General features: G+C 39.7%; 11 protein-coding genes. 5 read left to right on the forward strand and 6 right to left on the reverse strand.

What is annotated here, in order from left to right; genetic code table 11:
- Position 1 precedes the first annotated feature (1 nt).
- Positions 2-1,417, reverse strand: a complete 1,416-nt coding sequence (gene antA, locus MKL38_RS02980; RefSeq protein ID WP_270902434.1) for an anthranilate 1,2-dioxygenase large subunit — start codon at positions 1,415-1,417, stop codon at positions 2-4.
- Positions 1,418-1,639: 222 nt separating this feature from the next.
- Between antA and MKL38_RS02985 the strand changes: the two genes are divergently transcribed.
- The 4 genes from MKL38_RS02985 to MKL38_RS03000 all read left to right on the forward strand — a co-directional run bounded on the left by MKL38_RS02985 (position 1,640) and on the right by MKL38_RS03000 (position 4,578).
- Positions 1,640-1,987 carry a winged helix-turn-helix domain-containing protein gene (locus MKL38_RS02985; RefSeq protein ID WP_270902435.1) on the forward strand — a complete coding sequence of 116 codons (348 nt, stop codon included), beginning with the start codon at positions 1,640-1,642 and terminating at the stop codon, positions 1,985-1,987.
- 491 nt (positions 1,988-2,478) lie between these two features.
- On the forward strand, positions 2,479-3,264 hold the full coding sequence (modA, locus tag MKL38_RS02990; RefSeq protein ID WP_198078523.1) for a molybdate ABC transporter substrate-binding protein: 786 nt from the start codon (positions 2,479-2,481) through the stop codon (positions 3,262-3,264).
- Entirely contained in the window at positions 3,261-3,953 is a 693-nt protein-coding gene (modB, locus tag MKL38_RS02995; protein ID WP_198078522.1) for a molybdate ABC transporter permease subunit, read from the forward strand. The genes modA and modB overlap by 4 nt, the downstream gene beginning before the upstream one ends.
- Positions 3,954-3,957: 4 nt before the next feature.
- Positions 3,958-4,578: an ATP-binding cassette domain-containing protein gene (locus MKL38_RS03000; RefSeq protein WP_270902436.1), complete on the forward strand. Its 621-nt coding sequence runs from the start codon at positions 3,958-3,960 to the stop codon at positions 4,576-4,578.
- Positions 4,579-4,624: 46 nt separating this feature from the next.
- On the opposite strand, the gene MKL38_RS03005 is transcribed toward MKL38_RS03000, so the two are convergent.
- Genes MKL38_RS03005 through MKL38_RS03015 form a run of 3 tightly spaced genes read right to left on the reverse strand, consistent with a single transcriptional unit; the run spans position 4,625 to position 6,756 of the window.
- Complete coding sequence (locus MKL38_RS03005; protein WP_270902437.1) at positions 4,625-6,229, reverse strand: PepSY-associated TM helix domain-containing protein; 1,605 nt, start codon at positions 6,227-6,229, stop codon at positions 4,625-4,627.
- A gap of 3 nt (positions 6,230-6,232) precedes the next feature.
- Entirely contained in the window at positions 6,233-6,523 is a 291-nt protein-coding gene (locus MKL38_RS03010) for a hypothetical protein (protein WP_003651724.1), read from the reverse strand.
- The gene (locus tag MKL38_RS03015) at positions 6,520-6,756 is read right to left on the reverse strand and encodes a hypothetical protein (protein WP_270902438.1); all 237 of its coding nucleotides are present in this window, start codon (positions 6,754-6,756) and stop codon (positions 6,520-6,522) included. The genes MKL38_RS03010 and MKL38_RS03015 overlap by 4 nt, the downstream gene beginning before the upstream one ends.
- 167 nt (positions 6,757-6,923) lie before the next feature.
- Here MKL38_RS03015 and MKL38_RS03020 point away from each other — a divergent pair, with 167 nt between their 5' ends.
- Positions 6,924-7,667 (forward strand): 4'-phosphopantetheinyl transferase family protein, encoded by a 744-nt coding sequence (locus tag MKL38_RS03020; protein WP_270902439.1) that lies wholly within the window; start codon positions 6,924-6,926, stop codon positions 7,665-7,667.
- Between the two features lie 42 nt (positions 7,668-7,709).
- Here the strand turns inward: MKL38_RS03020 and entS are convergent, their stop codons facing one another.
- Both entS and MKL38_RS03030 read right to left on the reverse strand, forming a co-directional pair.
- Positions 7,710-8,960, reverse strand: a complete 1,251-nt coding sequence (gene entS, locus MKL38_RS03025) for an enterobactin transporter EntS (protein WP_270902440.1) — start codon at positions 8,958-8,960, stop codon at positions 7,710-7,712.
- Entirely contained in the window at positions 8,957-16,108 is a 7,152-nt protein-coding gene (locus MKL38_RS03030; protein WP_270902441.1) for a non-ribosomal peptide synthetase, read from the reverse strand. Before MKL38_RS03030 ends, entS begins: the two co-directional genes overlap by 4 nt.
- Positions 16,109-16,115 lie beyond the last annotated feature (7 nt).

The raw sequence follows: 16,115 nt of genomic DNA on the forward strand, positions 1-16,115 counted from the left end.
GTTACACCTCATCCATTACAGCATTGTTTTCGAAAGTAATATCCTGCATTTTCAGCGCTTTCTTATTTAAGCCATCGAGCATTAGACGTTGCCAGTGTCCATGTTGATTCACATAGAGTCCTTCATGGGTAAACTCACGGCCAGTAATGACAGGTTGAATGCCTAAGTCTTGTGAGTTTTTGGTCGCTCCATATTCCCAAGACTGACAACCGCGAGAAATATCGCTCCAGCGTTCAAGTCGTGCCTGAAAACCTTTTTGTTGTTCACGGAATTCGACTAAATCGTCTGGTGTACCAAGGCCTGATACGTTAAAGAAATCTTCAAACTGGCGAATACGGTTACGGCGCGCTTCAGCAGATTCGCCTTTAACACCAATACACTGACTAATGACTTCGGTTTTATTCCATGCCACAGGACGAACAATACGAAGTTGTGAGCTAATCTGGTCCATAAAGAATAGGCTAGGGTACAAGTTCAAGTTTCTTAAACGATGCATTGCCCACTCAGCATATTTGTCGCCATATTTTTCGACTAAATAAGGCATAACTGTGCTGTAACCCGGACGAACTGTTGGATTCGGCATATCGCTAAACAGCACACTATGACCATTTTTAAAGCTGAACCAGCCATCATCAGTCTCGGAATCACCCGCACCTAACTTGCTGTAATCGAGTGTGTCGAGTTCTGCACCTTTAGAAGCATTGACTTGTTGGCGATGTTGGACTGTAGAGACATAGTTATAGTGAACAGTACTTACATGGTAGCCATCTAGGCCATTTTCATTTTGTAGCTTCCAGTTACCTGCAAAGGTATAAGATGACTTGCCTTGTAATACTTCGAGTTCACCTGTTGGCGACTGATTAACCATTAAATCAAGGAACAGTTTTGCATCGCCCAAAAAGTCTTCTAGAGAATCTGTTGCTTGAGTATCAAGGCTTACAAATACAAAACCACGATAGCTAGCAATACGGCCTTGCTTTAAGCCACGGCTTGATTTATCAAAATCTTCGCAATATTCACTCGGTGCTTTTACTTTGACCAAACGGCCATCTGACTTGTAGCACCACGCATGGAATGGACAAGTAAATGTAGATTGGTTGCCTTTAGCAACGCGTGTTAATGTCGCGCCGCGGTGCTCACAAGCATTGACCATGGCGTGTAATTCGCCTTTACCATCACGGCTCACAATAATCGGCTGACGACCAATTTGAACAGTGAGGAAATCATGATTGTTTGGAATTTCACTTTCGTGACATGCATAAATCCAAACCTTTTCAAAAATGAATTCCATTTCCAAATCAAACAGCTCAGGCTCGGTAAACATATTGCGTGCAATACGAAACACGCCATCTTTAGGACGGAAGTCGATACATCCATCTACAAAATCATTCCATTGTTTTAAATTAGATGAGGTCATTTGCTCAATCCTATTCATTCAGCTTTTAACTGATTGAACCGCGATTAGACCTTTACCTCTATCCGTTTTTTCCAGATCTTTATCCACTTTGTGCAGTTTTGATTTTTTAATAAAATTATTTTCAAGGGAGTAATGAGGATTCTAAATTTGTATGGTGTCTTATCTTCTTAAACTTCCCTATAATCCTAAAGAGCATAAAGTGAAACCTTGTGAGTTAAGCCTATGAAAGAACACAAATTAAAATTACAAATCAGAATTCTTTCAGAGCGAAATATTGCATTTGGTCCTGGAAAGGCAGACTTACTTGAGGCAATTGAGAGAACTGGTTCGATCTCACAAGCGGCAAAATCTATGAATATGAGCTACCGCCGTGCATGGCAATTGGTAGACACCATGAATCAGTGCTTCGAAACAGCCTTAGTTGAAACTCAAACGGGTGGAACACATGGTGGTGGGGCTGCGGTCACAGCTTTAGGCCAGAAAGTCTTACAACACTATCGCCAAATGGAAATCAATGCTCGACAAGCCTTAGAACATGATTATCAAATTATGAGTAGGTATTTAAAATAGCTAAATTAAAAGACTTTGTAGTGACTGAATCTTTTAATTTGGTATAGCTTTTGCTTAATAAAAAGTGCACGCTGAAAAAGCACTGCTGCAATTTTCAGTTACACAGACAATGGCGTCTATTCTGTACTATCGTAAAAGATGGTCGGGGATAGGCGTTTTTTATTGTGTATCCGAAAAAGTGGCTGGCATAAACGACTGATCTGTTTACAGATCTTTATGGTCATCGCTATGTGCTTCTTGGCATGGTGATGGCCATAAAACTAATCAAGCTATTAACCGACACTGAAAGAAAATGGGTTTTAAAAATAGGGTATCTCGATAGATAAACTTTCAATATAGTGCACCAAAATGAAGTTTAAAATGAGAAATGCACCATCTACCTGCATTTAGGTCCTTTAATATTTAACTGATTTCTGCTTTTCATCATCTACGTATATCGCTATATTCTAGGATATATATCGCTGTATAAATCGATAAAAAAAGGAAAAATAATGGTAAGTCCTGTCCAGATAAAAAAAATCGCTATAGTCAGTTCAATCATAAGTCTTGGGTTATCAATCAGTCTCTCTGTAAATGCTGAATCGGTTACTGTTTATGCAGCAGCAAGCTTGACCAACGCGATTAACGATTTAGAAAAAATTTACGAAAAACAGAATAAAGTAGAAGTTAAGACTTCATATGCAGGCTCATCAACCTTAGCTAAACAAATTGAAGCTGGAGCACCAGCCGATGTATTTATCTCTGCTGATACACAGTGGATGGATTATCTGCAAAATAAAAAATTAGTTGCAGCAAATGATCGTTTAAATTTATTAGGTAATCGATTGGTACTGATTACCCCGAAAGGACGATCATTAAAGATCAAATTGGATAAAACTACCGATCCGAATAAAGCGTTTACAGGGAAGATTTGTACAGGGGATACCAAAAGTGTGCCTGTAGGCAAATATGCTAAACAAGCATTTACCAATTTAGGTTGGTGGAATCGTATTGAGCCAAAATTAGTTGAAACAGAAGATGTGCGAGCTGCATTAAACTTTGTGGCACGTGGTGAATGTCAGGTGGGCATTGTTTATGCAACAGATGCTGCCATTAGTAAAGACGTAACTGTGGTGGGCGTATTTCCAGAAAATACCCATTCGCCAATTATTTATCCTGTAGGGATGGTTAAAAAGAATCGGAACTCAGCAAAGTTTTATCAATTTTTACAAAGCAATCAAGCCAAAGCTGTCTTTAAAAAATATGGCTTTAGTGTGCTAGCTCCAGTTAAACCATGATGTTTTCTTTAACCCCAGAAGAGCTCAGCGTTCTTCAACTCTCTTGTAAGGTTGCAGCAAGTTGCCTGATTATCAGCCTTATTCCTGCAATTTGTGTGGGATGGGTTTTGGCGCGTAAAGAGTTCTGGGGTAAGTCATTCATTGAAACATTGGTCTTTTTACCATTGGTATTGCCTCCAGTTGTGCCGGGTTATTTGCTATTACAAGTCTTTGGAAACCGCGGCATTATTGGGCAATACTTAGCACCTTTAGGATTAGAGTTCGCATTTAACTGGAAAGGGGCAGTTCTTGCTTCGGCAGTGATGGGTTTTCCACTTTTAGTGCAATCAATTCGCCTAGCGATTGAGTTAGTCGATCAACGTTTAGAAATGGCAGCAAAGACATTAGGTGCTTCATCTTTAGGAGCATTTTTTAATGTCACTTTACCACTCGCTAGTAGTGGTATTTTAATTGGTGCCATTTTATGTTTTTGTCGTAGTTTAGGTGAGTTTGGGGCCACCATTACTTTTGTTGGCAATATCTCTGATGAAACAAGAACCTTACCTTTGGCCATGTATAGCCTGATGCAACAACCCGATACTGAGACTGCGATTCAAAGGCTGATTGTCTTATCTTTAAGCGTAGCATTTTTAGCGCTATGGTTTGCACAGTGGTTTCATCGTTATCAAAAAAAGCGGTTAGGGCGGTAGAGTTATGTTGATTGATTGCCGTTTTCAGCTACAAATGGGTCAATTTCTTATTGAACCTAGTTTCCAGTCAGATGCTTCTGTTATTGGCTTATTTGGTGCCTCTGGTTCTGGTAAAACTTCAATATTACATGCCATTGCTGGCCTGAACACTCCGCGCAGTGGACTCATTAAGATACAGGGCCAAACGTGGTTTGATTCCGATCAAAAAATTAATCTCAGCACGCAAAAACGCCATGTTGGATTGGTTTTTCAAGATGCTCAGCTTTTTCCTCATAAAACGGTAAAGCAAAACTTATTATTCGGTCTTAAGCACCTGTCCCAACAAGAACGTCACTTTGAAGCAGATTACATTATTGAGTTATTAAAGTTAGGGCACTTATTACAACGTATGCCTAACAAACTTTCAGGAGGGGAAAAACAGCGCGTGGCACTGGGTCGAGCATTGTTATATTCACCTAAGCTGTTATTACTTGATGAGCCTTTATCAGCACTAGATGCGAACCATAAAGCTGAAATTATTCCTTTTTTTCAAAAAGTAAAAGAGGAAATAAAAATTCCGATGATTTATGTGAGTCATGATATTCAAGAAATTAAACAACTGACCGAAACAATGTGGATTTTATAAATTTTCATATTTCACACATTATTTCAGTCTTGTCGCTTTATGGTTGTTAGCTAGCCCATAAACTGCCAGTTGGAGCAGATTTTAGACGATCTTGAGCCTGCTGATAAAAACGCCAGAAGGCGAAAGCAAAAATGACAGCCAAGAAATCAACCAGCAAAATTTCTCCACCATGTACCCATAAGCCGCTTTGTGGAATTAAGTAGGCCGCAAGAGACGTAAGAGGAATCGCAAATAACACCAAAACCAAGGTTAACAGTAGTTGAGGTAAAGCTTTTGCATAGCCAATGACAAAGGTGTAAATCAAAGTCAGTAGGAAAATTGCATAATAACCATACATAAAGAAGTGATTCATACTTTCAATATTGAATGCTACGAAAAGCCAACGACTGGCCAACATTGTGCCCACTACTGCTAAAACACATCCTAAGCACGCACCAATGGTTAAGTTCGCAAGGAACACCACATCTTTACGCTGCACTGGAACAGGATCTTCAGCACGCTTTTGTTTACGTGCACGAGTTTCAACCCAAAGAATGTTGCCTGTATAAAATAAAAAAGCACCACCAACACCTAAAACAAAATAGATCCAACGTACGCCTGCGCCACCAAAACTCCCAAAATGTAGGCTAAACATTGCATTGATTAACTTATTACCAGCATCAGTCTGTGTGTTAATACCTTTATGATTAAAGTGCTCAACCGCGTAAGGGTTCATACGCATAAAGTCTTGATTCGCACCGCGCAACATCTGATCTGAACTATAGAGGGCAATACGTGCATTGGCTTTTTCGGGTTTATCTAAGCCACTGAACTGGATATAGTCAACTGAATATTCAGGTGCAACTTTTTTAGCTTGAGCTAATATTTGCTGCACATCAATCTGTGTTTGTTTAGGTTGAATAAGCGCTGGAGGAGAACGCTGAAAAACAGGCTGTCCTTTGAGTGCAAGTTGTCCAATCGCATCATAAAAAAAGTCATGAAAAGCAAAGACAATCACGCTAATACTAATAATGATGTGGAAAGGTAGGCTGGTAATTCCGATTACGTTATGGGCATCTAACCAAAAGCGCTTTTTATTCTTACCAGGGCGAATTACAAAATAGTCCTTTACCAAGGTCGGTAAAAGAATAATGACTCCTGAAAGTAAGGCAAGAAAATATAAAATTGAAACCACACCCATCACATAGAGACCTAAACCATGATGGCCTGCCATGCCCGTTATGCCTGCGGTTTCATGCAACTGTTCGATGAGCCAACCTGCTTTAGATAAGTTTTCTTGAGCAACAATTAACTGACCTTTTTCATCTAAGCTGGCCATCCACGTGGACTGAGCAGCATTAAAACCATCTCCACGCTCATGTTCACTCCATGTAATGGGCGCATAGTGAAATTCATTCGAAGATAAATTCAGTGTGAAGTTCTTTTGTGCAGCAGGATAGGCAGCCTGTAGTTTCTGAATAAGTTCATTATATTGGTCGGGTGAGACTTTAGGTAAAACTTGCTGCGTTGGCGTAGCCCACTTACTAATATGGTGCTGAAACATGCTGAGCCCACCAGCAAAGAAACAAATAAAAAGCAAAATCCCAGCACACACACCCACCCAAGTATGCATGCTTTTTGCAAGTTTCATGATATCCGAACGTACTTTCATTGTTTAACCCCGAATTAGAAACACACAGCTATAAGCCAGTACGTTGGCAACAAATAAATAAACCATTGCTTGTCTTCCTGTCACAAAGAAATAGGTGCCAAACATAATTGGCATCCAAACCCAAGGAACACTCCACATGCCTAATTGGGCCAAAAGATCCATCGAAATATAAGGCTGACCCAATAAAACAATCAGGTTGCCAAAAGCAATGGCAAGGCTTAACCCTAGAACACCACCAGCAAAGGTTTTACTCCACCAGTCTGGCTGAATAGGAGACTGAATTTTAGCTTTCATGAAACCAGTTTCCGTTTAAAAAGCGCCACAAAAGGAAGGAACGACCATGCAAAAATGATGAGCATGAACCAACAAAAAGCGGCAACAACTTTGGGTAAGCTGGCAAAGAGTGCAATTAATCCAACGACCAAAAACAATAGGCCTAAATACTTAAATAGAGTGGGGAGATGTTGAGATAACAGGTTTTGGTTGCTATGGCTACAATAGACACTGACCGCTCCCAACAGGGTCAAAAAAAGTCCTATAAGTTTCATGATCAATATTTTTAAATAAATTAAGAGGAAAATTCATCCAATAGTATAAGTAAATAATAATTATTATCAAATGATAAGTATAATTATTTATCGATGTGTTGCCATGCGATAAGATAGGAGATAACTCGTTAAAAATTCTTTATTTGATGTCAAATGCTGTAAGTGATTATTTATATATTCCTGAGTCTCTTTGTGGGTTGATTTTCGAAATTTCTAAACCAATTTTATTTAAAATGCCGTTCTATTGTTATGGGTTAGATTTATCGCAAACAACGCATTTGCATATAGATCAACAATTAGAGCATCCACTAAAAATTGCTCAAGCGCGTGTCGAACGTAAAAATGAGTACTTATGTGGCAGGATATTGGCTCAAGCTGTTTTAAAACATCATTTCGGTTTAGATCAGCCACTAACATCTATGCACGAACATTTACCCATTTGGCCCTCCCATGTTTTGGGTAGTATTAGTCATTCACAAAATAAGTTGATCGTTGCGCTATCCGACAAAGCCGGTTATTTAGGAATTGATATCGAGCACTGGGTAAGCTCAGAATTTGCTCAAGAGAGTACACATCTTATTTTAACGCCTTCTGAACTTGAACTTTGGAAGGTTAAAGCCTCTGAGTTTTTTGATTTTTCTCAATTTGTGAGCTTAATTTTTTCTGTTAAAGAAAGCTTATATAAAGCTGTATATCCTATAGCTAAACAATACATCGACTTTTTAGAAGCATCGGTAGTCGATATTGATTTTGAAAACCAAACATTAACTTTGGCTTTTACATCAGAAATACGAAATCGACATCAAATCTTAGAACACTATCAAGGCGGCTGGAAAGAGGAACAAGACTGTATTTTGACTTGGGTTTTTAAAGTTAATAGATCTGCTTAAAAACAAAAGAAGGCAACGAATTGCCTTCTTTTAAATTATGGCTTAATTTTCTTGTAATTTAGGATCTTGGAATCCTGTTTCACGCATATCTTGAGAATTGAATAAGAACATAAATCCTACCGCAAAACTTAATATACCGAAGAAGAGGATACTTCCTGATATTGGTAAAAACCGCGTTAAAAGTCCTAAAGTTGTTGTGGCAATCGAATCACCCAAAGCATCTTGTGCGAGCCAGATTGCATTAATACGTCCTAAATATTCATCAGGCGTATGTCCTTGTACAATGCTGTATTGAAGCAAGTTGGCAATCGACATCAAATATCCGAAAACACATAAAATTGGCAAAGTAACAATTAACCATGGTGAAAGCCCAATCATAATCATGCAGCTAAAGACGCCTAAACAGGTGTAGAGCATGACTAAGCCTGGTCGCAGTAATCGTGTTGTCCAGCCACTGAGTAAGGCACCTAAAGTCGAACCTAAAGGCACTGCTGAATACATAAGACCGAGCTCAAATGCACCGCCGTGAAAGATTTCATCTGCCATTTGTGGAAAAATAATGCGAATAGCACTGCTAAAGCTAAGCAATGTTCCAATTAAAATTGTGCTGCCGACCACTTTATTTTTAAAAACGAATTTAAACCCTTGAACTAATTGGCGAAGTGGACTCTCACCATTAGCTGCATGTTGTGGTTTAAGCGCAGGTAGCCCCATCAATAAGAACACGGTGAGTAAAGTACCCACCGTTGAGACCCAATACACGGTTGCAACGCCACTGAACGCAATTAAAATACCGCCGATTGCTGGTGAAATAACGGTAGCAAGTCGTACGGATACCATACTGATCGCACGGGCTTGTACAATATTTTCACGTCCTACAATCACAGGCATGATTGCCATCATTGCGGTTACACCCAAAGCACCAAAGAAACCATCCCATGCTGAGAGGAAGTAAATAGCATACAGAGAAGGTTGCTCAAACATGGCATTAATGGCTAGGCCAGCAAAGCCTAAACCACAAACACTACGTGCCAATAAAATCAGCCATTTTCGATCTTTTCGATCTGAGAGCAAACCGCCTAGCAGCAAACCAATAAACATGGCAACGCCTTCAAAGGCCATTGCAACAGCAACATTTAACGAACTACCAGTTAAGTCATAGACTTGTTTGGGAATGGCAACCACGAGCATACCAATAGTTAGCAGTGACAACGTGCGTGCAATAAATACATGTCGAAAATGAGCATTACGTTTTAAAAGACTGAAATCGGTCAATATTGATTTAAAACTCATGGCATTTGCTCCTCTAAATCGCGCGCCTGACAAATCATGCGATTTAAAATTGGGCCAAGGGTTTCAAGCTGCTGCGGAGACAATAAATCGGTATGGTCTGCATCGCTTAGGCGAACGATATTGAGCTTTTTAACTAAAGGTGACCATTGTTGTTCTGGTTGGATATATGGAAGTAAATCTTTTTCAGCAACAACTAAATGTAGTTCACCTTCAAAATTCGGCATCTTATAAGGTTTTAATAAACGGACTGCATCGCGATAGTTTGCGAAAATATCCTCTTGTAAACGGCGAGTTTCTTCGTTTAGCGCCGTATCTGCATCGGCTAAAATATCATTGAAGAATTGAAGCTGTTCCTGTTCGGCTTCAGCATTCATTTCTTCTACAGATAAATCTAACCACTGATGAATTTCGGCAGGGTAAGTGTCTAACAAGCCGAGAAAATCAACCTGTTCACCTTGTTCAGTGAGCTTCGCTGCAACCGCATAGGCTACAGTGCCACCAAGTGAATAACCTAATAAGGTATAAGGTCCTGTCGGTTGTTGCTTACGAATAATCTCAAGTTGTTTTTCAACCAACTCATCCATATCAGTGCTATTTGCCAATAGGCCATCTGGTCGAGGTGACTGCAACCCGATAATTGGTAAGTCAGAATGCAGATAACGATTAAGCACAGTGTATTGCCATGCCGAACCAGAACCAGGGAAGAAACAGAATAATGAATGCCCAGAGCCAGAACGGATTGGTAAAACAGGTTGCATACCAGTTTGTTCAACTTCTTCCAAACGTTCTTGTGAAAGAAGCAAAGCCGCTAAACGCTGAATAGTCACATGACTCATTAACTGACCAATTGGAATGGTCCGCTTAAATACTTTTCGGATTTCAATTGCAAGCTTCATGACCAAAATGGAATGTCCACCAATGGCAAAGAAATCTTCGTTCACACCAATATTCTGATCCGTATTTAAAACTTGTTGGAAAATACGTGTCAGTTCATGTTCAAAGGCAGTTGTGGCGTACTGTTTTTCTGTGTTTGAAGTATCAAGTTGTGGTCGCGGTAGTGCTTTACGGTCCAGCTTGCCATTATGACTTAGAGGAAATTTCTCAACTAATACATAGTGTGTAGGCACCATATATATAGGAAGCTGTTTCGCCAATTGTTTCTTTAACCGCTCAATATCCACAGATGCTGTTGTTTGCAAGTAAGCAACCAACTGAACATCAGCTTTATTTTGTTCAGAAGGAATAGGGTGTACCACCACATCTAGACCGCTGATTAAGCGTAATTGCTGTTCAATTTCACCCAGTTCTATACGTTGACCCCGTATTTTTAGCTGATCATCACCACGGCCTATATATTGGATACTGCCATCTGCATGCCAACGGGCAATATCACCAGTGCGATACATTCTTTGACCTGCGACAAACGGGTTTGCCACAAAACGAGTTGCTGTTAAGTCTGCTCGATGCAAATAACCCATGGCGAGTTGATGGCCTGCCAAATAAAGCTCACCGTCCACTCCAACAGGTACTGGACGTAAATATTGATCTAAAATATAAAGCTGGGTATTCCAAACCGGATAACCAATCGCAATGCTATTTTCTTCAGGATGTAATCCCAACGTTGCATCCATATAACTCACATCTACTGCAGCTTCAGTTGGTCCATATAAGTTATGCAACTCACAACTAAAGTGTTCGGTAAATGATTTTGCTAAAGCCGTTGGTAAAGCCTCACCACTACAGAACACTCGGCGGATTGGTAAACTTTGACGCTGAGCAGATGATAAAATTTCGGTAGCAGCATTTTCAAAAACAGCCAACATTGATGGTACAAAATGTAATGTTGTTACCTGATATTTTTGAATGAGGCTTAATAATGCCAATGGATCACGGTGTGCATCCACAGGTGCCATCACTAGTCGTGCACCTACTAAATATGACCAGAAAAACTCCCATACCGAAACATCAAAAGTACATGGCGTTTTTTGCAGTATCGTATCGGCTGCTGAGAGTGGATACTCCGATTGCATCCATAAAATACGGTTCACAATGGCTTGGTGAGAAACCATGACACCTTTTGGCTGACCTGTTGTACCTGAGGTATAGATTAAATATGCCGGATGTTGTGGGGTAATGACTGTGGTTTTATAGCTGCTTAAATCAACTTTGGTTTCATCAAACAGGTGATCGAAAGCAAAGGTGGCTATTGATGGTTGAGCAATAGCGGTTAGATCTTTTTGTTCACCAATCAAAAGTTTAGATTTAGCATCTTGCAACATAAATTTGATACGTTCAGTCGGATGTTGCAAATCGAGTGGCAAATAAGCTGCACCTGCTTCAACCACCGCTAAAATAGCAATACTCAGTTTGACCGACCTTGGTAGGGCAACTGCAACAATATCTCCTGCCTGTACACCTGCAAGTTGCAATTGCTGTGCTAAAGCACAAACTTGTAATCGGATTTCACTAAAACTGAGCTGATGAGTTTCATCACATAACGCCGTTTGTTCAGGAGTAATTCGAGCTTGCTCTCTCAGTAATTGCTGTAATGTTGTTGGGCGAACATAATATTGAGTTTGATTTGTTTTCTGGATTAATTCACGTTCTTTGGCCAGTTGTAAGCGATAGTGACCTAAAGATGTCTCTGGTTCATTTAATGCAATTTCAATAAATTGAACCATTCGCTCTAAGAAATGTTCAGGCTGATCGATTACACCACGTTGCTCGAGTAGTAATTCAATTTGATGATCAGGGATGACTAACAACGCAAGCGGATAATGGCTATAACCGCGATTTGTAAGCTTAGAAATAGAGGCATCGCCAAGTTTTTGCTGTAAATATTGGTTATCTGGATAGTTTTCTACGACTAACAAACTATCGAAAAGATTGCCCTGAGCCATCAATTGCTGAATTGCGCCTAGCCCTAAACCATCGTGTTCTAAATGTTCAACATGCAATTGCTGTAACTGACCTAATTGTTCCCAAAGTGTTTGCTGCATGTTGAGCTTTACACGTACTGGAATCGTATTTAAAAACAATCCAATCTGCTGCTCTAAGCCATTGATTGGCGCTGAACGCCCAGAAACAGGGGTACCAAACACAATATCTTCTCTGTGGGCATAAATATTTAAAGTCATTGCCCAAATCATTTGCATGAAGACATTTAGCGTGATGCCTTGTTGGCGTAATTTGTGTTGAAGTTTCGCACCCAACTCAGCATTTAAACGATAGGAAGTTTCCTGTACAGCTTGCTGTGGTTGATTAAATAAAATAAGTGGCTGCAAATCAGCTAAATCACGTTGCCATATTACTTTTGAGGTTTCATGGTCACGTCCAGATAAAGCTTTAATCACCGTTTCATAACTATATTCAAGCACTGGCAGTTGCTGGTTAGTTTGCTGATAGGCCTTAATAAAGTCTTGTAAGAACAGTGGAGTTGACCAGCCATCAGTTAGCAGGTGATGCACCATAATCAATAGTTCTGATTGTTCAGGAGCATGTTGAATTAAAGCTGCCCGAATCAGACCATAGGGTTGGTCAAGGTGAATCGGTTGTTGTAATACCTCTTGAATAGTTTGCTCAAGCAAATCGGAAGTAACCGAACAAAACTGAACTGGCCAAGCTTGAGTAGGGTGTAATGAATAGATAAAAACAGGTTCTTCAGCTGATTCGCTATCAAAATGTCCACCTAATTGAGGGTGACGTTTTAGTACGGCAATCAGCGCTTGCTGCAAACGTACCGGATCTATGTCTCCATTTAAGCTAAGACGAGTAAAGGCATTATAATTCGATTGATTTTCTACTTGAGATAAGAACAGCATACCTTTTTGCAAAGGAAGCAAAGGTAAAATCGTGCTGTTTTTTCCATATTTTTCTTGAACCTTTTGTTCTAGGTCTGGTGAAAATAACGGTTTTGAAATGGCCGTTTGTTGCTCATCTAAACGGGCGAGTTGCGGTGCCATAGCGGCGACTGTTTTAAATTGAAATACATCACTTGGTCTTAAGCCGTAACCACGTTGGCGCAATTGAGTACAAAGCATAATGGCCGAAATACTATCTCCACCTGTCATAAAGAAGTCGTCATCAATCCCGATAGCATCAAGCTTAAGAACAGATGCAGTAATTTGACATAAAAGCTGTTGTTCAGATGTTTCGGCCATACGACTATGACTGCGAACTTTCGGACGCGGTAGGGCCTTTTTATCAACCTTACCACTTACATTTCGGGGAAATTCAGCCATGACTGTGAGGGCTGAAGGCACCATATATTCAGGTAAGTTTTGACGTAACTGACTTAAATATTGCTGACTTAACTGCTCACTTATTTTTTCATCGAGTTCGATGTCTTTGACAACACAGTAACCGAGCAAACGATGGCTGTTATTAATTGGCTCTGCAATGACGACAACACTTTCAATATTTGGTAAAACGGAAAGCGCATTTTCTACTTCACCAATTTCAACCCGATAACCACGAATTTTAATTTGGTCATCGCAGCGTCCCATAAACTCAAGCTTGCCAGCCGTATTCCAACGCACTAAATCACCTGTACGGTACATGCGCTGTCCATGTTCAAATGGATTGGCAACAAAACGAGCAGCACTCAAGTCAGCACGACCTAAATAACCATTAGCAATACCAAAGCCAGAAATATAAAGCTCACCAATCACACCAGTGGCACATCGCTGTAAATGTCGATCAAGCACATAGGCCTGTGTATTACCAATAGGGTTACCAATGACAGGGCGAGCGGTCTGTTTTAATTCTGCTCGGAAAGTATCAACCGTATATTCTGTTGGGCCATATAAGTTATGTGCAAAAAGCTCTGGCTGAGCATTAAGCTGTTGCCATAAAGCTAAAGGCGCAGCTTCACCACCAATTAAAATCAGGCTTGGGTGATGCTTACCATCCGCAAATAAGCCATTGGTAATCATTTGTGCGCAAAAAGACGGTGGTAAATCTAATGTATCGATTTGTCGTTGTTGAATTTCCTGAACTAAGCCAAATGCATCGCGGCGCATGTTTTCATCAAAAATATGTAGCTCTTGCCCCCATAACATCCAGAAAACTTGCAACCAAGAAGAGTCAAATGAGAAAGAGTGAGTATGTGCTGCGCGTAATGGACGATCAGGAAAACGCTGCTCTACAGCATTAAGTACAGGCCAATAAATTGTAGGTTTATGCGATAAAATCAGGTTAAGTAAAGAACCATGTGTATTCATCACACCTTTAGGACGACCAGTACTTCCTGAGGTAAAAATTACATAAGCGACGTCTTGGAAATCAAATTTACGATTTTCGGCAGGAATATCACTCGCATCTTGCTTCTGAATTTGTGTTTGGACGTCTTCATTATCAAGATATAACTGCTGAATATTTTGAGGCAATTGGGTTGAAAGAGCCTGCGTTGTAAGAACAAATAATGGATTGGCATCTTCACACATCATTTGCATACGATCGATTGGATAATCTAAATCGAGTGGCAAGAAGCTTGCATCGGAATTTAACACCGATAGCATCACAACCACTGAATCGATAGAACGGGGAATAGCACCAGCAATAACTGTGTGTTTCTTTGCGCCATTTTCCTGTAAAAAACGGGTAAGTTGGTTCACCCGAATTGCAAGTTCAGAAAAACTAAGTTGTTGTAGATGCGGACGTTCACCACTAATAATTGCAATACGTTCCGGATACTTTTGAACTTGTTCATAAAAAATATCTAGAACATTATTATATTGTTCAGGATGGTTAACGCGAGGGCCTATGCCACTTTTTGTGAGCGCACTAAGTTCTTGTGGTGTAGTAATATTAAAACTGCTACATGGGTGATCTGGTTGTAATAAAGTCTGCTCTAATAGTATCGTTATGCGCTGACCATGCATGAGTAACTCATCTTGAGTATAACGCTGCGCATCTGCACGTAATTCGATAATGAGTTCATGATCTTGAACAATAAAAGAAAACTCAAAATCATCAATTGGTCCTGTTGAGATATGATGTGTTTTGACCTTTTCACCATCTAACATCAAGTCTTGATCAAAAGCTTTATAATTTAAAATTGGACCATACATTCGTTCATGAATGTCAATACTGTTTAAATCTCTTAAAATTTGTTCAGCATCGTATTTTTGATGTGGTCGAACTTGTTGTAATTGTTTTTGAACATGTTGAGCCAAGCTCACCCAACTGTCTTTTTCAGCCACATTAAACTTCACAGGCAGTACATTTACTGTCGGTAATGTTGAGCGAATCGCCTTTGAGCCTAAACGGCGCATAAATGGAATGCCATTAACCAACTCGGCTTTATCTGTCATTTTGTAAATATAATGTAATGACAATGACATCATCATGTCATTCAAAGCTAATTTAGATTGCGCAGCTAAAGCCTGAATTTGCTCTAAAATTCCTGTAGAAAAACGCAGCTGATGCTTAACAAATTGGGCTGTTGTTTTCGAGGCTAAGTGGTGTGTACTTAAACTAATAGGACTAGGCAAGTCTTCACAGTAAGCCTTCCAAAAAGCTTGGTCTATTTTAAATTGATGGCTATTTTCATAAGCCTGACGCTCTAAGATGACATCATTAACATCAATAAAAGGTGAAGAACTAAGGTCTTTTCCTGCTTGTAATTGTTGATATAACTCAACAATTCGTTTTGTGAGGTTAATCATGCTAAAACCATCAAGCATGATGTGATGATAGCGTTGATACCAATACACTTTGTCGTGTGTAGTAAACAGTACTTGACGGAACAGTTGAGATTCACCAGCTTTAAGCGATTTAGCACATTGGCGGTCAGATGGCATCCAATCCCATAAGCGTTGCTGAGCTTTTTGAGGGGTTAAATGGCAAAAATCAAATTCTTCGATTCGAATCTGTAGTTGGTTATTAAGCTCAATAAATGGCTGTGCCGGATCCGATGAATATGAAGCAATCACAGTATCAGCTTCATTTAACCCCATTTGAATTGCTTGCTTAAATATTGAAATATCAATAGATTTTGGTAACTCTAAGCAGTGTGCAATCGTATATAAATCTTCAATAGAACTTAAATGATCGGCAAGAAAAATACCAAGCTGGGTAGAAGCCAATTCAAAGCGAGCTGGTTGTGAAATATCGGAAGTAAATTCATTATTTAATGCCTGATTCATGACAATA

Source organism: Acinetobacter sp. AOR14_HL, from assembly GCF_027855175.1.
GTDB lineage: Bacteria > Pseudomonadota > Gammaproteobacteria > Pseudomonadales > Moraxellaceae > Acinetobacter > Acinetobacter calcoaceticus.

Bases quoted from the DNA above. Each gene is read 5' to 3' on its own strand.
- antA (WP_270902434.1), bottom strand. From the start codon at position 1,417: ATGACCTCATCTAATTTAAAACAATGGAATGATTTTGTAGATGGATGT.
- MKL38_RS02985 (WP_270902435.1), top strand. From the start codon at position 1,640: ATGAAAGAACACAAATTAAAATTACAAATCAGAATTCTTTCAGAGCGA.
- modA (WP_198078523.1), top strand. From the start codon at position 2,479: ATGGTAAGTCCTGTCCAGATAAAAAAAATCGCTATAGTCAGTTCAATC.
- entS (WP_270902440.1), bottom strand. From the start codon at position 8,960: ATGAGTTTTAAATCAATATTGACCGATTTCAGTCTTTTAAAACGTAAT.
- MKL38_RS03005 (WP_270902437.1), bottom strand. From the start codon at position 6,229: ATGAAAGTACGTTCGGATATCATGAAACTTGCAAAAAGCATGCATACT.
- MKL38_RS03020 (WP_270902439.1), top strand. From the start codon at position 6,924: ATGTCAAATGCTGTAAGTGATTATTTATATATTCCTGAGTCTCTTTGT.
- MKL38_RS03030 (WP_270902441.1), bottom strand. From the start codon at position 16,108: ATGAATCAGGCATTAAATAATGAATTTACTTCCGATATTTCACAACCA.
- MKL38_RS03010 (WP_003651724.1), bottom strand. From the start codon at position 6,523: ATGAAAGCTAAAATTCAGTCTCCTATTCAGCCAGACTGGTGGAGTAAA.
- MKL38_RS03000 (WP_270902436.1), top strand. From the start codon at position 3,958: ATGTTGATTGATTGCCGTTTTCAGCTACAAATGGGTCAATTTCTTATT.
- modB (WP_198078522.1), top strand. From the start codon at position 3,261: ATGATGTTTTCTTTAACCCCAGAAGAGCTCAGCGTTCTTCAACTCTCT.